This window comes from Streptomyces sp. NPDC033177 (genome assembly GCF_055577715.1).
Map to the genome: position 1 here is coordinate 200,274 of NZ_JBVIPS010000014.1, position 16,499 is coordinate 216,772.

Annotated in this window: 12 protein-coding genes and 1 pseudogene; 8 read left to right on the forward strand and 5 right to left on the reverse strand. The window is 65.7% G+C overall.

Going from position 1 to position 16,499, the window contains the following annotated elements:
- The first annotated feature begins 244 nt into the window (after positions 1 to 244).
- The 4 genes from ACZ5U5_RS38710 (at position 245) to ACZ5U5_RS38725 (ending at position 3,612) form a co-directional block, all read left to right on the forward strand.
- Positions 245 to 1,567 (forward strand): histidine kinase, encoded by a 1,323-nt coding sequence (locus ACZ5U5_RS38710; protein WP_469031223.1) that lies wholly within the window; start codon positions 245 to 247, stop codon positions 1,565 to 1,567.
- 20 nt (positions 1,568 to 1,587) lie between these two features.
- Positions 1,588 to 2,487: a hypothetical protein gene (locus tag ACZ5U5_RS38715; RefSeq protein ID WP_469031225.1), complete on the forward strand. Its 900-nt coding sequence runs from the start codon at positions 1,588 to 1,590 to the stop codon at positions 2,485 to 2,487.
- 16 nt (positions 2,488 to 2,503) lie between these two features.
- Positions 2,504 to 3,193: a hypothetical protein gene (locus tag ACZ5U5_RS38720; protein ID WP_469031226.1), complete on the forward strand. Its 690-nt coding sequence runs from the start codon at positions 2,504 to 2,506 to the stop codon at positions 3,191 to 3,193.
- 224 nt (positions 3,194 to 3,417) lie between these two features.
- Positions 3,418 to 3,612 (forward strand): zinc finger domain-containing protein, encoded by a 195-nt coding sequence (locus ACZ5U5_RS38725; protein WP_469031228.1) that lies wholly within the window; start codon positions 3,418 to 3,420, stop codon positions 3,610 to 3,612.
- Here the strand turns inward: ACZ5U5_RS38725 and ACZ5U5_RS38730 are convergent.
- Positions 3,594 to 4,349, reverse strand: a pseudogene (locus ACZ5U5_RS38730) (transposase family protein). The gene ACZ5U5_RS38725 and the pseudogene ACZ5U5_RS38730 sit on opposite strands and share 19 nt — an antisense overlap.
- A 98-nt stretch (positions 4,350 to 4,447) precedes the next feature.
- Between ACZ5U5_RS38730 and ACZ5U5_RS38735 the strand changes: the two are divergent.
- Entirely contained in the window at positions 4,448 to 4,969 is a 522-nt protein-coding gene (locus ACZ5U5_RS38735; protein ID WP_469031229.1) for an integrase core domain-containing protein, read from the forward strand.
- A 206-nt stretch (positions 4,970 to 5,175) separates the two neighbouring features.
- Here ACZ5U5_RS38735 and ACZ5U5_RS38740 read toward each other — a convergent pair whose 3' ends face one another.
- Both ACZ5U5_RS38740 and ACZ5U5_RS38745 read right to left on the reverse strand, forming a co-directional pair.
- Positions 5,176 to 5,832, reverse strand: coding sequence for a hypothetical protein (locus ACZ5U5_RS38740; RefSeq protein WP_469031230.1), 657 nt, complete (start codon positions 5,830 to 5,832; stop codon positions 5,176 to 5,178).
- Between the two features lie 241 nt (positions 5,833 to 6,073).
- On the reverse strand, positions 6,074 to 6,343 hold the full coding sequence (locus tag ACZ5U5_RS38745) for a hypothetical protein (protein ID WP_469031232.1): 270 nt from the start codon (positions 6,341 to 6,343) through the stop codon (positions 6,074 to 6,076).
- Between the two features lie 184 nt (positions 6,344 to 6,527).
- On the opposite strand from ACZ5U5_RS38745, the gene ACZ5U5_RS38750 reads away from it, so the two are divergent.
- Both ACZ5U5_RS38750 and ACZ5U5_RS38755 read left to right on the forward strand, forming a co-directional pair.
- The gene (locus ACZ5U5_RS38750; RefSeq protein WP_469031234.1) at positions 6,528 to 7,598 is read left to right on the forward strand and encodes an integrase core domain-containing protein; all 1,071 of its coding nucleotides are present in this window, start codon (positions 6,528 to 6,530) and stop codon (positions 7,596 to 7,598) included.
- Positions 7,599 to 8,446: 848 nt separating this feature from the next.
- Positions 8,447 to 11,038 carry a GIY-YIG nuclease family protein gene (locus tag ACZ5U5_RS38755; protein WP_469031235.1) on the forward strand — a complete coding sequence of 864 codons (2,592 nt, stop codon included), beginning with the start codon at positions 8,447 to 8,449 and terminating at the stop codon, positions 11,036 to 11,038.
- 106 nt (positions 11,039 to 11,144) lie between these two features.
- On the opposite strand, the gene ACZ5U5_RS38760 is transcribed toward ACZ5U5_RS38755, so the two are convergent.
- Both ACZ5U5_RS38760 and ACZ5U5_RS38765 read right to left on the reverse strand, forming a co-directional pair.
- Positions 11,145 to 11,486 (reverse strand): histone-like nucleoid-structuring protein Lsr2, encoded by a 342-nt coding sequence (locus ACZ5U5_RS38760; protein WP_469031236.1) that lies wholly within the window; start codon positions 11,484 to 11,486, stop codon positions 11,145 to 11,147.
- 214 nt (positions 11,487 to 11,700) lie between these two features.
- Positions 11,701 to 14,970 (reverse strand): DEAD/DEAH box helicase, encoded by a 3,270-nt coding sequence (locus ACZ5U5_RS38765; protein WP_469031238.1) that lies wholly within the window; start codon positions 14,968 to 14,970, stop codon positions 11,701 to 11,703.
- 239 nt (positions 14,971 to 15,209) lie between these two features.
- Here ACZ5U5_RS38765 and ACZ5U5_RS38770 point away from each other — a divergent pair, with 239 nt between their 5' ends.
- Positions 15,210 to 16,448, forward strand: a complete 1,239-nt coding sequence (locus tag ACZ5U5_RS38770) for a helix-turn-helix transcriptional regulator (RefSeq protein WP_469031252.1) — start codon at positions 15,210 to 15,212, stop codon at positions 16,446 to 16,448.
- The last annotated feature ends 51 nt before the right edge of the window (positions 16,449 to 16,499 follow it).

The following is a 16,499-nucleotide window of genomic DNA, read 5'->3' on the forward strand; positions in this document are numbered from 1 at the left end:
AGTATTAGCTCGCATCGGAGTTGCATGATTTTTCCTCCTCTCGGCGGGGGTTATGCCCTACCTCAGAGGCTCTCGTAAGTGCCTCGTCCGCTCGCTGTCGTTGCTGCCCCAGCTTTCGTCCCTGTGTGATCCCACCTGCTACTCATGTGCGCCCCACGAACTGGGTCACAAGTGACCCAGTTCGTGGGGCACTTAGGTGGTCGACTGGGGTTAAGGCTCACCAAATGCTCTGGAGGATTCGATGGTGACGGCATTTCTGGATCAATCTGTATGGGGATTTCTGCATGATCCGGGGCTGCGTACGCGGCACACCTATCTAATCTCTCGTCGTTCATCGACGTCGATCGGACGGGCCACGACGATCATTCGGCTCCTGTGCTGTGTGATCGTCGCCGCAGCGGGGTTCTGGGCGGTTGGCCCCACGAGCCGGGCTTGGTGGCTCATGGTGGTCACAGTGCCGTTCGTCGGCACGGCCCTGGCGATCGTCCACGCCCGGGAAGAGATCATCGGAGAGATGATGCAGTCTCGACTGCGGCCGGTTCGAGCGCTTGGTCGGGAGTTGATGTCGAGCGGGTGGAGCGCTCGCCTGAACCTGCCCGGTGTTCTGGAAGGGGTCGGCCCCTTGCTGACGGCTTGGATGGTCGGTGCTCCATCTGGGCCGTTCGCCAGTCATCCTGCTGCGCTGATCCTCGGTGTCGCAGCCACCTTGCTGTACGGCTGGTTGGGGACCCTGCACTGGGCCATCGACTCCACCATCTACCACTTCGAGCCGACGAAGGCGTGGCCGATTTGGTTCGCACGGCTGGCCCGCGGGGGTGCGCCCCTGGCGCTTGGGCTGATCTACGGCTTCCTCCTGTCACGGGATGCGAGCGGAGCCACGGCGACCCTTCCGTGGCTGGCCGCCACGTTCCTGCTGCTGTACCCGACCCTGACGGTCTACGAGCAGTTCCTGGGCAGTGCCGAGATCGAACGGATCCCGGCGGTCATGGCACAGCGCTTGAAGGACGCCACGGTGGTCCATTCCAGCGTCAGCAATCCTCTGCACTATGTGCTCATGGCCGTCCGGAACCGGCCCGCCAGCGATGCCGAGGCACTGTTGATCTACCTGCGCGGCGAGCTGGACCGCTGCCTCAGCGAACTCGACCACGGACACAGCTCGGCTGCTGTCGGCGAGATCGTCCAAGGAGTACGTGGCAGTCTTCTGCCCGAAGACCGTCATCGTCTCGTGTTCCGCGATCCAGGCACCCTGGGCCGACTGAGTTCCGTGGACGCTTCGATTGTGCGTAGCGTTCTGGCCGACCTGTGCTGCAACGCCCTCAAAGAAGTACGCGAGGGGCACGTTCCATCGGCCACCGTCACCGCAGACCGCGACGATCTGACTCTCACTCTCCAGGTAGCAGACGACGGACCAGGGTTGGAGGAAGACTGGGTACTAGGTGCCTCGCTGACCCGCCTACAGAAAGTACTGCGAGGACGCGGGGGTGATCTTACCTTCGACCCCGCCCACCCCGTCGGCTCGGCCGCCACCGCCCACTGGAAGCTCGACCTCCCGGAGACTGACCGATGAACCGTAGGCTCACCGTCTTAGTGCTGGACGACAGCCCCACCACGGCGCTCGGATCGCTCAACCAATTCCTGACCACCCAGCCTGGCGATCCCGAGCGATTCACCCTGCAGAGCCAGACCAACCCCGACCCCAAAAAGCTGGGAGCCTACCTCAACCAGCATCCCGAGGTGGACGTAGTCCTCGTGGATGCCCAATTTGAGCTCACCACCACGAAAACCTGCCTTTCGGCGTTCGCATGCCTTATCAAGCGCAACGGGCCCATGGCCATTGGCATGGCCCAATCCCAGTACGGTAGAACACTCTTCCCCTTCGCCGTCTGTCAGTTACTTCCACCACCCGAGCGACAGGTCATCGTGGGCTGGACCTACAAGGACGACAAACGCAGTCGTGGGTATCCCGAAACCGTCCGCATCCTCGATGAAATCGCTTCAGGTCGCAGGCTTACGAGGCCGCGAACTCTGGAGCACTGCATGCCTGACGTCTACCAGTTCACTGGCGATTTCATGCAGAAGATCCTGAGAAGTGGAGCGGACGTAAAGCTGTGGGAGATGATGTCCGCAACTCACTACCAAGCCGAGGAATTGGCTCGCACCGCCAGCATCGGGGTCTCTTACGCCCGCAAGCGCTTCAAGCATTATCTCGTTGCCATCGGGGCCTTCGAGACCGCTATGGCCGAGAACGAGATCCATCCGATCGGCGCTCAAGCGGTGCGGAACCTGCCCTCCCTCAACTCCGTGGCAGGGATGAACGATCCAAAGCAGCGCGCTGTCGAGGCTTTCGCTCAAGCACACCGGGATTTTTTCCAGGCGCCCGAGCTGGAAGAGATCGTCAGGGCCCGAGACATCCGGCTCAGCAAGCAACGCAGTAACCGGTCTCGCCGTCCGCCACAACCGTGGTGGACGCCCAGCCAGCCCAGTTGAGGATGAAGATCGAAGAATGGCCAGGATTCCAACCCATGATGCGGTGCTTCAGGCCAACCGGGCAGCAGTGCTCACAGCACTGGTGGTGCTGCTCACGGGCTTCGGCGCCCTCGGAGTATTCTCCGCAACGACACGGTCGGTTCCAGGGCGGCTGGGACTGTTCGACTACCTGAGCGCCACTTGGGGTGATGGATTGGCGTTGCCGGTCATGACCGGGGCACTGGTATTTGCCATCCGGCGGCTGCCCCGTGCGCGACGGGAACGCTTGAGCGCTGCTGCGTCGGCTGCGGTGGGGGCCGGGCTTGGGGCTGCGACCCAGCTTCAGTGGCTTCGGGATGATGCGCCTCACCTCAACTGGACTCTTCCTCGGCCGCATCATTTCAACGCCGCCGGGGTCTACCACGGGGTCTTCCTCACCTTGATGTCCGGGGTGACCGCCGCACTCTGGACGCTGGCGCTGCTACGGATCGCCGGAGCGCCTAGTGATCATTCGGGCCGCCGGGGTGCGGGCCGGTCACTGGGGGTCGCGCTGTTGGCAGGGATGGCATTCGCAGTTCTGTTGGCCTTCGACTCGCTGCCCACCCGCACCACCGGCGCCGGAGTGGCTACTGTCACGGCTATGGGTGGCGGAATGCTGTTCTTGCTGGGGCTACTCGCCTGGACCGTCGCCCGGATCCGTCGGCGAAACCTTGGTCAGCGATCTTGACTTTACGGTTTCTGCTCCCATTACTCCTGCCTCTCGAAGCGTGCCGAGATGGAGAAACTGGTGAGTCGGGATCTTTGCCTGGCCCCCAGACACGCTCTCACAAATGACCATCTGTGAGAGTTCTGCGAACGGCCCCCGGGTGATCACGTTTCCGCAGGTCGCCACTCGCAAAATCCCCCTCAAAACCCGCACGTTGTGCGAGGCACTTCTGAGAGACTGCCTCCATGGATTTGACGCCCAATCAGGCCGCACTTGCGGTAGAACGTCACGGCTGCCCGAACTGTGACGCGCCCGCTGGCAGCGCCTGCCGCACCCGGGGCGGAAAGACCGCCGCGAAGTACCACACCCCCCGCTTCGTCCTCGTCCCCGCGCTCCGCGAGGAACTGAGCTCTTTCCAACCTCACCCTGATGCGTGGTGAAGGACGAGGACGGCCTTCACCACGTTGGTGATGCGGTTGGTGCTGCATCGGAGTTTCCGCAAGAGTCGCCAGCCCTTTAGGGTGGCCATGGCCTGTTCACCGACACAGCGGATCTTGGCGTGAGTGGTGTTGTGGCGACGCTTCCATTGTTTGAGCCGGCGGCCTCGGAACGGGACGCGGACGGGACCGCCAGCGCCTTGATACGCCTTGTCGGCCCAGCATTTGAGTCACGCATCGGCGAGGGCATCGACGATCCCGTGCTGCCGGGCGGCGGTGAGGTCGTGGGTCGAGCCGGGCAACGCTGGCGAGGCCCACAGCAGACGGCCGAACGGATCGGTGAGAACCTGAACGTTCATGCCGTGACGTTTGTGTTTCCCGGAGTAGTACGGGGTGTCGGTGGCGATGCGGTCAATGGGCACCAGGGTGCCGTCGAGGATGACGAACGCCTTGGCCCGGATGGTCTTCATCGCCTCGGTCAGGGTCGGGGCGAGGGTGGACAGGACCTCGACGGCTTCCCGTATGTAGCGGTAGACGGTTGCAATCCCGATGCCGAACCCGGCGGCGAGCTGGGCGTAGGTGTCACCGCACCGCAGATGAGCCAGAGCGAGCAGGGCCTGACGTGCGGCGGACAGGCGTCGCCACCGCGTCCCGATCTCCTGCCGCCTCACGGTCAGTTGCCCCGTCAGGAACCGCAGAGTGCGGCTGGACAGATCAATCGAGGACGGATAGACAAGCACGCGAAGCTCCTGGCGGACACGGGTGATCTTGGTCGAGAACCCGTCTACCAGGAGCTTCGTCGTTGCGCAGGATTTCCAACTCGCGGTCCACCGCCAGCTTGGAAACGGCTCAGTACATCCTCGCGGTCATCGAGCACGCCACCCGCCGCATCCGCATCCTCGGCACCACCACACACCCCACCGCGGCCTGGGTCACCCAGTCCGCCCGAAACCTGGCCATGGACCTCACGGACGCACAGGCCATCCACGCGTACCTGGTCCGAGACCGGGACGCGAAATACCCCGCCCTCTTCGACGACATCCTGCGCAACGCCGGCATCCACGTCGTGCGCACCGGCGTCCGGATACCGCGTATGAACGCGATCATGGAACGCTGGGTCCAGACCTGCCGCCACGAACTACTGGACCGCACCCTCATCTTCAACGAGCGCCATCTGCGCCACGCACTCCGCCAGTTCGAACTGCACTACAACCTTCACCGGCCCCACCAGGCGATAGACCAGGCAGCACCCCTACGCGCCGTTCCCGCACCACTCCCCCACGCACAAATCACCCAACTGAAAGTGCGCCGGAGAGACCGCCTCGGCGGAGTCCTCCACGAATACCAACATATCGCCTGAACTGGGCGGATGGAGTTTTCGGCAGGCGCAAGGTGGTGCAGATACCGGTCCAGCACCTCAGGACGTCCTGGAGAGTGTCGAGGACGTGGTAAAGGGTGAGGCCGGCGTGGGGGCTTTTGGGGCCAGGCGTTGTTCGGTGGGGAGGCGTGGGTGGCAATCACGAGGGTGACGTGGTGGTGCTGGCCGAGCCAGGAGCGGCGCCCGGCCTACTTGGCGGCGAAGGCCCAGCTGTACGTCGTGCCGCCCTGATCGGACCAGCGGACCTCGATCTCCTTGGCGTTTGCCGGGACCATGTAGGTCCGGCAGATGGTGTAGCTCTGCCCGGCCTTCCAGTTCTCGATGTCGATAGTGCGGTCGCAGCCGGGTGCGTCCTCGGCGGCCATCAGCACCAGACTCGCAGGGGCGCCGTCCGCATAGATCTCGGTCGCCATGCCGACGTCGGGCGAACTCTCCACCACACCACCGGACTTGTTGGTAAACTTCACATGAGCGATGGCGGCGATGAGACCCTTGGCATTCTTGGGGTCATTGGCAATTTTCTTCGCCTCAGCCTCGGTACTCAGGTCGACCTTCTGCGCGGCGATCTCGTACGTGATCTTGGGTTCGTCCTCCTTGAAGGGGACGGTGATGGACTCGCCGGCCTTCATCGGCCCGGACTCCGTCTCGCCACCCTCGGGATTGTCACCCTTCGGCGTGCTGTCGGACGAGCCCTGCTTCGGCTTGTCCGCCGACTTGCCACCGGAGTCGGAGCCCCCGCAGGCGGTCAGGGCGAGGGCCAGGGTAGCGATGGGCGCGGCGGCGCGCAGGGCGCGGGTACGGCGGGAGGTGCGGATGGACGTACGGCTGAACATGCGGCGGGACAACTACGGTCTCCTGTTCGTCGATCTCCCCCATCGCGCCCGCTCAGTTGGACGGAGACCGGCGCGCGATCGGCTTTCGACCGGGAAGCATATGGGTGGCGGCGAAAGCACAGGAACGGCGGGGCACCCGGGGCCTGTTTCGCCCCGACCCGGGCACTCAGGCCACGACTTCCACCTGTATCGCCGGTGTCACCTACTGATGGTTTCAGGATGAGGTTCGGAGTCGCCTCAAGCAGATGATGCTTCAGGCGAGTTGGAGGAGACTCAGGTGGAGGTCTGCGCGCCTCTCGTAGCGGATCCGCAGCCGTTTGAACTGGTACAGATAGGCGAATACGGAATGGCCTGCCTGGGCTGCGGCACCGCCACCCGCGAGGTGTCCGTCGCAGTCCCCGAGCCCGATCGTCCACTGACGCGCTGCCTGGTCTGCGGCTACCAGCGGTCGTCGCACGGCGCCGTGCAGGAATTCACCGCCCGCACTGCCGCGGCCGTCACTGCCGCGGCGTTCAGCCTGCATACCGGGCTGGCCGCGCAGAGTGACGACGAGATGCTACGTCGGCTTCTGATCTTCGCCGACTCGCGGCAGGACACCACCTTCCAGGCCGGCTTGTGCCGTTCGAAAAACTCATCGCTACTACTCGGAGGTGGTCTGGCGCGGCATCGCTGTCTGCTGAAACCCTGGCCGGGTAATCATTTCACTGGTGTACCAGGTCTCGCGGAAACTGCTCGCGGTTCCGGCGGTGCTGCTACGCGGAGGGGTGGCCAAGGACGCGGAATTGCTGGTGCTGCGGCACGAGAGCGCGGTGCTGCGCAGGCAGCTCACGAAGCCGGTGCGCTGCGAGCTGGCGGATCGACTGTGGTTCGCAGGGCTTTCCTCGCTGATTCCGCGACGCCGGTGGGCGCAGGTGTTCCCGGTGGCACCCGCGACGCTGCTGACGTGGCACCGCAGGCTGATCGCCCGGAAATGGGACTACAGCAAGCGCCGGAGCAGGCCCGGTCGACCGTCGACTGCGAGTGCGGTGAAGGCTCTGGTACTGCGACTCGCCAAAGAGAATCCGCGCTGGGGCTGCCGACGGATCCAGGGCGAACTCGTCCGGCTCGGGCGTCCGGTCGGCTCAACGACGATCTGGGAGATCCTCACTGCAGCGGGATGTGATCCGGCCCCACGCCGCAACGGTCCGACGTGGCGCGAGTTCCTGACCGCGCAAGCTGAGGGCATCACTGCCTGCGACTTCGTCCATATCGACCTGGTCGACCTGCGCCGGGTGTACGCGCTCGTGTTCCTCGAGCACGGCACACGCCGGCTGCACATCGCGGGAGTGACTGCCCATCCCAACGGGCCCTGGACGGTGCAACAGGCGCGGAACCTTGCCGTCGAGTTGGGTATGCGGGCGGACTCACTGCGTTTCCCGCTCCGAGACCGGGACGCGAAGTACACCGGACCCTTCGACGCGGTCTTCGCGGCCGACGACATCCAAGCTGTGAGAAGCACGCCGCAGGCCCCTCGGATGAACGCCCACTGTGAACGGGTCATCGGCACCCAGCGGCGCGAGGTCCTCGACTACCTCTTGATCTGGAACGAGTCCCACGCCCGGCACGTCCCCGATGTGTACGCCCGGCATTACAACAGTCATCGCCCCCACCAGGCTCGCCGCCAGCTCCCTCCCCTCGCCCGGAAGCACCCGACGCCCATGACCGCTCCGCCCGCTCACTGCGCTCTACGTACCCGAATACTCGGCGGCGTTATCAACGAGTACAGATATGCAACCTGACCAGGGGCGATGAGTTTCCGAACGGCACAGGTGAGCTCATGACCCTCTTCGTCTGCGCCAAGCTGCTCGGGCCGCACTCCCACCCCCAGGACCCACGCCTCGGACCCGCGCGCGCCACGGCGAGCAAAGTGATCAAGAACCTCAGTTTTCCTTGATGTCCTCCGCTTCGACCGCTGTGCCCGCCCGTGAGCCGACAACACGGCGGGCGCAGCTCTTCGTCGTGCCAGAGGCCCGAGAGGTACAGGGCCTTCCCGCTCACGAACTGGGGCCCCTGTGTCAACGGCCCTTGATCGTGGCTGTCGGATTCCCTCGGGCGAAAGGCTACGACTTGATCCGTCGGGGAGGGTTCCCCTGCCGGGTTCTCCGCATTGGCCGATCCAGCCGCGTGGTGACTGCATCCCTGCTGCGCGTACTCGACAGCGGGCAGCCGGAGTGCAACGGCATCACCGGCGACGCTCATGCTGCGCCGCCCCATGTATGCGTGGCAGCCACGCCCTAGCCTCACACCCTGCCCCGTGAGCGCGCCCGGCCTGTCCGCCGTGGGCCACGTGTAGGTCGGCGACCAGGCCCCGCGGCCCCAGCAGCGCGCCCGCCACTCCGATCACCAGCCAGGAGGTCACAACGCGCCCGCGCGGACCTGCCCGGCCAGTGCCGCCACCGGCACGCCGGCCAGACCGGCAGCGCGCACCTGTCGGCAGCGGGCACAGGCGTCGGGGACGTGACGGGCGGTTCTGTCAGTGGTCAGTCATAGACTCCGCTGATACCCAGGAATGCGAGTGAGCCTTCGCGGTGGTCCTCAGGGGCGCCACGGCAGCACACCGGCCACAGATACACAGGGGGATGAGGCTGTGCCTTCCAGTGACGCCCTAACTGTCCAACGAGATCAGTGGATAGAGAAGATCTGCACGGGTCTGGCAGCCACCGCCGACGACCAACCTGCTCTGGACTCGGCACGGCTCGCCGCCGAACCGAGCGATCTGAACCTGCTGCGCGCACTTCTCATCCTGCGGATCGCGATCCTAGACTCGCAGGGGTTATCAACAACGCAGGTCGTTGAACTTCTCGCCCAGCACCCGGCCTTCAGTGACCCCAGGCCGGACGCAGATCAGCTCGCCAGCTTGGTCAAGAGAGTCCGCTGGGACATGGAGTACGACGGGCTCACGGGCTCCGTGCTGCTGTTCGGCCTCGGCCTGCGCGCCGAGGATCCAGAAGGCACGTATGACCTTCTCCTTGGCCAGTGGGCCCGCCGGCGCTGTCGCACGACGTCCCCCGCTCAGGTGGCCAACGAGCTGCGACGGTATTGGGGTGTTGAGGCCCCTGATCGCGCCTCTGCCTTGATGCCGAGCTCACTCATGCCTCTAGAGACCTGTTCCGGCACGATCTGGACCAGACTGGAAGCCGAGCCGGATATGCGGGTTCGCACTGCTGTCGCTGTGGCCCACAAGAAGAGAGGCCACGAAGCTCAGAGTCAATGGTCAGAGCAGTTCCCTGCCACCCTCGCGGCAGGCCACCTCTGGACAATCGGTACGGAGTCGGCTGGCTACCTGGCCGCCAGAGACTGGCTTGTTGAGGCAACTCGCCACCCCCAGCTGGATCGCGCCCTGCGACCGGTCATGACCTCTGCCTTGGCTGTGGTCAACGAGTACCTCGACACGCTAACGAAGGCGATCGAGTGCCTCAGCGGCACCGAGCGCGAATTGCTGCGAAGCGGCACTCAGCAGGAGCGCTTCCGGGACGCCTGCATCCGAACCTTTCTGGGCCACTCACTGGATGTCAGGGGGCCCGGACGCAGAGGTTACTTCCTCTTCGATGCGCAAACGGCGCACGGCACCTGCGGGCCGCTGCCTTGGTGGAGCATCATCGTGCGCACCCCGCAGGAGACCGAGGCTGCCCGGGCCGCAGTCAGCGAGGGGGTGCTACCCCTCGGCTTCGAGCGGGATCCCGAGCATCCGAGCCGTCTTCTGCTGGTCTGCCGCAAGCCCAGGACGGAGTCCCTGGGAATGTGCGCCCGGTTCGACTTCGACATGGACAACCCGGCCCACGCCTGCGAGTTGCTTCTCCTGGCACAGCGGGCCGGCGTCCCCATCAACCTCTACGCGCATGCCGTCAACGAGTACGACGAAATCGAGTCCACGCCCCTGGGCACGCTGTACGTCCCCCTTGGCCGGGAACTCGCGAACCTGATGGGGGACGTTGCCATCGACGGACTGAAACGGACACTGCCGGGTGCCCGTGACCGCGACTACGGCGTGGACGAGGAGATCGAGGTACTGGCAGCGGCGCTGCAGCGACTGCCTCGTTCTAACGTCGAGCACCTGTGCTCGGGACGCGACATCGTTGCCTGGTCCCAACGCGACCTCGAAGGTGGGTTCACGCCCCTCTCGGCTGATCCACCAGTCGCATTGGCCGCCTTCTCCACAGGCATAAGGAGACGTCGGAAACCCAGCGGTACAGGTGAGACACCGCCCCGGACGCCTCTGCCTCCTCCTTTGACGACGGGGTTCGTGTATATCCAGCGGAACCCGGCCTTCCCGCACATGCTCAAGATCGGCTACACAGACCAGCTCTCGGAAGACCGGGCGAAGGAGCTGTCAAATACATCAGTCCCCTTTCCCTTCGACGTTCTCCACAGGGCACTCACTTCCCGGCCCAAAGACGTGGAACAGGCTGTCCACCGCCTCCTCGCCGCCCAACGGGTCGCTGGAGATCGGGAGTTCTTCCAAGTCTCCCTGGAGACAGCCGTTGAGGCGATACGGCGATGCCAGGAGGAAGTAACCGGCCTCAGCAGTTGGGCGCCGGTCCCTGCCATTCATCGACTGCGCGACAATGATCGCGTCGTCCTGCCGCTGAGGGCCGGGCAGGTGTTTGCGCTCACGGCATATCCGAGTCTGCTCAGTTCGTCGGCTGAGATGCTCGATACCTGGCAGGCCCACGCGGACGGCGATGTACTGGAGATTGTTTCCACGCGCCACCCGGGGCACGTGGCCGGGATCAGCGACAGTGATCCCGGCGCCCTCGAAGACCCGGTGCCGTTCCTCAATAGAGACAGCACCGCACGGAACGGCATGATCCACGGCAGGGAACGTCTGGTTGCCGGAGACCGGCTTGTGTGGCTCTCGGACGAGGAGGGACCAGCAGACGCTCGGGGTGCCCTGTTCGAAGTGAATTCCTTCTGCCAGGTCACCTATCGGACGTCGACTCCGAGACAGGGCCCACTGGGCATCCCGCTCTTACTGAATGACGTTGACCGCACTCTCCCCGACACGATGACGGCACTGGTCAGGGAGGTTCGCTCCCTGGAAGAACCTCGCTCTTGGGCTCCCCGGAATCCTCAAGAGGAGGACGGATGGGCAACGGCGGCCACGGATCCTCAGCCGGCCGAGTTCTGGCTTCCCCAACTCGCACAGCGCAAGGCCCGCCGCCGGGGGCGGGCACATTGACTCAACGCCCCCACTCGCCGACGCCAGCTGGTACCTCTTCCGGCTTTGTTCGGCCGGGCAGTACAAGGCCCCCTCACTCGAGAGTGAGGGGGCGTGAACCGTTCTCCTACTTGGCCTTCGCGTATGCCTCACGGACGGCTGCCGGGACCCGGCCACGGTCGCTGATCACGTGGCCATTCTCCTTGGCCCAGGCCCTGATTGCCGACGAGTCGTCCTTGCTCGCGGCGCTCGGTCCGGGCTTGCCCTTCGCCTTCGTCGCGCCTCGGATCCTGCGGGCGCCGTCCGCGTGAAGATACGGGTTGAGGAGGGCGAGGAGCTTCTCGTAACTCTCATCGGTGAGGTCAATCTCAACCCCAGCTCCGTCCACGAGAATGCTGTGTGTGGAAATCTCGGTCGATTCCTCGCCGGTGAGATCATCCACGTATGTCGTAATTACCTTCTGGGCCATACGGCTGACTATAGACCCAATCCGGCAAGCAGCCATACAGAGCTGGTGTGCTCATCATCTCGAGTGACGGATGCTCACCGGTCCTGCATCCCGCGTGAATTGCGGGCGTGAATCTGTGCCTTCAATCAGTCTGCGTGGAGTGGGCGTGCGCGGGTCCAGCTCGTTGTCCTCGCAGGCGCACGCGTGAGACCACCGTCCAAGGTCACCGCGAGACCTATGAGTCAGGCCCGCTAGATGGGGTCCAATCATGGGCGGGGAGGGTTTCGGCCAGGGTGGAGAAGTAGCGCTGGTCACGCCAGGTGTCGCGGTTGCCGATCACGAAGAGGCGGCGTTTGGCGCGGCTGACAGCGACGTTGAGGAGGTTGGGGCGGGAGGCGGCCCATCTGCGGGCTCCCGGACGGCGGGGGTCGCTGCCGAGGACGAGGATGACGACGTCGGCCTCTTTGCCCTGGGTGGTGTGGATGGTGCCGACCCGGTTGTTAGGCAGCAGGCTGCGGCAGGCCTTCTCTGCGCCGCGGACAACATTCCGGAAGGGGCTGATGACGTAGACGTCCTGGGCGAGGTCGACGCCGCCTTCGTCGCGGAGCTTTTCCAGTACCCGGCGCAGGGCGCGTCCTTCTTCGGGGATCCAGTGCCCGTCGGCCTCGGTGGCACTCACGTTCACCCAGCAGCTGCGGGGCCGGTAGCGGTAGTCGTCGCGGCCGAGGGTGCCGTAGACCATGAGGTGGTCGTAGGCGATGGCGTTGCTGACGGTGAACATGGGGTCGTCGCAGCGGCGGTGGACCCGCAGCGGGGAACCGACCCAGACTTCCTGACTGCCGTCGGGAAGCTCGGCCGGGAGTAGGGTGCCGTAGCGGTTGGTGCGGTCGGCAAGCTGCTGGGTGGAGGTGCGGCTGGGCGCCCATTGTTCGTTGACGCCGAACTCGGCTCCGAGGGCGCGTTGGGCGGTCCAGGGCAGCACGATGACGGGTTCGAGCTGCAGCGGGTCTCCGACGACGACGGTGCGGGCCGCGCGCCACATCCCGCCCACTACCTGCTGCGCGCTGGCCTGTCCGGCCTCGTCGATGAACAGCCAGCCGAGCGTCTCTTGCCCGAGCCAGCCGAAGACACGGTCCAGGGAGGCGAAGGTGGTGGAGACGACCGGCACGAGTAGGAACAGGCTCTGCCAGGCGGCCTGCAGGGCCTTCACCGGAACGGTCTTGGGGATGTTGCCGGTGACGGCATCCATGGCGCCCATGAGGTTGGCGTACATGGTGCGCGCCGTACAGCGTAGAAACGCCTCATGCAGGGCCAGAGCGGCCATGAACAGTTCGCTACGGGCGTGGGCGATCGCCTCATCGCCCCAGGGCGCGGCGAGTTCACGCTGTGTGTCGTCGACCAGCCAGGTGTCCTGGGGGACGTGCCCTTCCCACCGGGATTCCGCTGCGGCCACAAGGTCCTGGAGCGCGGCCAGGCGCTGAGCAGCCGCCGTCTGGGCCTGGGCGCAGGTGAGGCGCAGGTGTTCTGCCTGGGCGAGCAGGTGTTGTGCGGTGCTCAGCGCGGCGCGCGCGAGGTTGCGGGTGTCGCGGGCCGCATCGGCGTCGGCGAGGAGTTGTTGGTCGCGGGCGTGCCAGTCGCGTCCGGCACGACCCAGGGTGCTCAGGCTGACGATGAACCCGGGGCGTCGTTGAGCATGCGCTTCCTGTAGCTGCTGTGCTTCGGCCAGGTCCGCTTCGGCCCGCACTAGGACCTGTTCAGCACGGGGGAGCCCGCGCTGCGCCTGCCGCACCTGTTCTTCAGCGTGTGCGAGGGCCTGGCCCGTTTCCCGGAGGTGGGCCTGGGCTGCGGGAAGGCCGACGAGGGCGGCCGCTGATGTCGCTCGCTCCTCGCGCAGCCGCTCCACGTCGGTCAGAGCGGTGTGGAAGCGTTCCTTGGCGTCGCGCCAGACGCCGGTGTGCTGCTGGCGTGTCCACTCGCGCAGGAGCTGGGAGACACCTGTATCGCTGTCGATCCACGCATCGCGCCGGCGCGGCGGGCGGCGCCCTGACGGTGGGGGCGGTGCGTTCTCGTCGCTCGCCTTGTACTTGCCGTGCCAGAGTCGGTTGACGAACTCCATGCGGTTCTTCTTGTTGCCCAGGCGGGCCGCAACGGCGCCCCAGGCCGGAGCGCCCTTGAGCAGGCGGGTGGCCTGCTCGCTGAAGTAGTCGGCCTCTTCACGCCAGTGTTCGCCCAGGGCGTCGCGGGCGGGGATCTCGGTGGAGATGTTCTCCACCGCCCCGTTGTTGGCCGAGGCGACCACCATCTCGGAGCCGGTGAACTCCGGGCGCAACGCGGTAACCGTGCGGGTGAAATCGCCGCTCTTCCAGGTGTACGGCTTGCCGTCGGTGAAGGCCTGCGAGGGCATCCGCAGCGCAGCTAGACGCCGGGCACGCTCGACGATGACCGCGGCGAAGCAGTCGCGCAGCATGGTGGTCTTGCCCGTGCCGGGCGGGCCGTTGACCGCGAACAGGCCGCTCGCATCGCTCAGGTCGCTCCAGATCGTGTTCACCGCGAATTGCTGACTCAACGCGAGCGGGTGTTGCGCATTCGCCGGCCAGCGCCCCAATGGAACTTTCTCGGGCGCAACTTGATCGAGAGCTGCTTGGGGATGCCGACGCAGGTCTGTGCGCCATGCGATGTTCACGTACGCATCCGGGGTCAGGTACGCGGCCAGACCCGCTCCCGGCTCCGTTGTGCGCAGTGCGTCGGCAACGCGTCCCAGGTCGGCTGCGATGAAGCTGTTCAGGAAGTCCTGCTGATCGGCTCCGTCGGCCTGCTTCTGACGCACCGCGACACTGCGGACCCGCACTTCACCGGGCCGCAGCGCCTCCTGGACACCCCACGCGGCACTCACCTCCGCCACGAACTCCAGCAAGTCCTTGGCGCCGAGAGCCCGGAGCCCGATCTTGTCCTCGTCGTCTTCGGGGTTGTCGTCGTCCTCGTCGAGCAGACCGTCCTCGCGCTCCTCGGACACGTCGGTCCCCAGGGCGTCGCCGAGTTCTGCCGCGCGGGCCAGCCAGATCGCCTCGTCCCCGTCGAATCCCTCCAGCCAGCCCTTGTGGCCGGGCCCCGGGGTCAGGGCTCGGCCGGTGGCCCAGGCGCACGTGGACAGCACCGGGGAGTCGAGCAGGGGCCGGCCCTCGTCGTTGACCGTGAGGGCGAACAAGGCACTCTCGCCGTCCATCCGCCCGTCGTGGTCCTCTTCGCTCTCGCCGAAGACTGCCAGCAGCGTGTCGCGGACCGCGCGCAGTGCATAGGCCCCGCCGTAGACCACGTGCTGCCACACAAACCCCGGCTCCAGGGCTACCGATCGCAGCGGGTGGCCGTCCTGCCACGGCAGCGGATCGTCCTGGGACACCGCGTACACGCGTTCCCGTGCCGACACCGCCGGGATCTTCTGCGGACTGAACAGCTCCACCGCACGCCAGTACCCCACGATTCCGGCCCGCCGCTGCTGCTCATCCACCACAACGCCCCCAACCCCGTACTGCCGACTCCCCCGTACCCTACGGACCTCCCGCGCCACGCAGACCCCGCGGGTGCGTCGCGGCCCGGCAGGCATTCACGATTGTCGATGATGTCGGACTCGCAGTGGACAAGACGGTTCTCCGGCGCAAGTTCGGCACGCCAAATCAGCCCGGTCGCGCGTTCGACAGAGTCGTCGAACAAGTTGCTACGAAGTCTTCATTGCGATTTCCTGAGTGCATGCCGAGGCGCTTGCTGACTGTGCAGTGCGCGAGGATCCAATCCCTGCGCCGCCGCGCTGGGATGTCCGTGCAGGAGTTGGCCGACGGTGTCGGTGTGACGCCTCGCATGGTCATGTATTGGGAGGACGGCACGTCTGCGCCAGAGGCCCGGAACGTGCGGCGTCTGTGCGATGTCTTGGGTTGCTCGACGACCGACCTGACCGGAACACCCAGCGGGGCCGAGCGGCTGGCAGACCTTCGTTTCGCCTCCGGGTTCACCGCAGAGCAGCTGGCGTCTCTCCTACGCGCCACACCTGCAGGTCAGGTTCTCTTCGTTGATGCGCACAAGCTGCGGTGCCTCGAGCGCGACAAGCGGGTGTCCGGCTGGAACTGGCGCAAGCCTGACTTCACCGGACGACTCGTCAAGGAGCTGGCCACGGCCTACAAGCTGCCGGTCCGCGTGGTCCTGGATGCCTGGATGCGGACGCGCCCCGGTGACGTTCCCCCGATGCTTCCCGCGGAACAGCGCAAAGGCCCACCGGCCTCGGCACTTGCGACCTGGAAAAAGCTCAACGAGCGGCAACGTGTCTACCTGGGCGAGATCATGCGGGACGACCGGATGACGGAAACCGAGATGTGGATGCGACGGCAGAATCATGCTGAGGTTCCCCCAACCCGGCAGTGGCGGAAATTGCCCTTCTCCGTGCATGCGCCGGCCGAATTGGTCGGCCATACGCGTCTGCAGCAACGGCTGCGCGCGCTGGAGGTGCACGATCAGGGAGCAGGCGCCACCCTCGGTTCTCTGCACCGCATGGGACTCGTTGTAGTGAGCCGGGACACGGTGGAGGTGGAGGGCGCCGGTCAGGCCGAACGCACCTTGGTGGAGATCACACGCCGGGGGCGGAGCTGCGCTCGGGCGGGACTGGGCGAGCCAGTCGCACCATCGGCGCCAGCGCACCTGCTGTCCGAATGGCTGTGGGGCGTCTTGGCGCGTGTGCTCGCCACCGGCAGCGAGGGTCTCCATGAAAGCGAGCTGACCGGGAAGTCGCTGTTCTACCTGGCTGTTGGCTATCGACCCAAGCGGGGTGCGCCACCCAGCCGAGGCTTCATCGAGCTGCGACCGCGCATGACGGACGGTGACACGCACGTCGCGGAATATCGGTGGCACGCCACCGCGCTCGGCCGCAGGCATGCCAGCGAATACCGGTCCGCGTATGCGCGGTTGTATCCCGAGATTACCCCTGCCCCGAATTCATAATTCTGTTCGATCCGAGGGGACTTCAGGGCCGATTGTCAGTGGCGCCCTCTA

Excerpts from the sequence above, each read along its gene's own strand:
- ACZ5U5_RS38725 (WP_469031228.1), top strand. The coding sequence starts at position 3,418 with ATGGATTTGACGCCCAATCAGGCCGCACTTGCGGTAGAACGTCACGGC.
- ACZ5U5_RS38770 (WP_469031252.1), top strand. The coding sequence starts at position 15,210 with ATGCCGAGGCGCTTGCTGACTGTGCAGTGCGCGAGGATCCAATCCCTG.
- ACZ5U5_RS38720 (WP_469031226.1), top strand. The coding sequence starts at position 2,504 with ATGGCCAGGATTCCAACCCATGATGCGGTGCTTCAGGCCAACCGGGCA.
- ACZ5U5_RS38760 (WP_469031236.1), bottom strand. The coding sequence starts at position 11,486 with ATGGCCCAGAAGGTAATTACGACATACGTGGATGATCTCACCGGCGAG.
- ACZ5U5_RS38745 (WP_469031232.1), bottom strand. The coding sequence starts at position 6,343 with ATGCAGGCTGAACGCCGCGGCAGTGACGGCCGCGGCAGTGCGGGCGGT.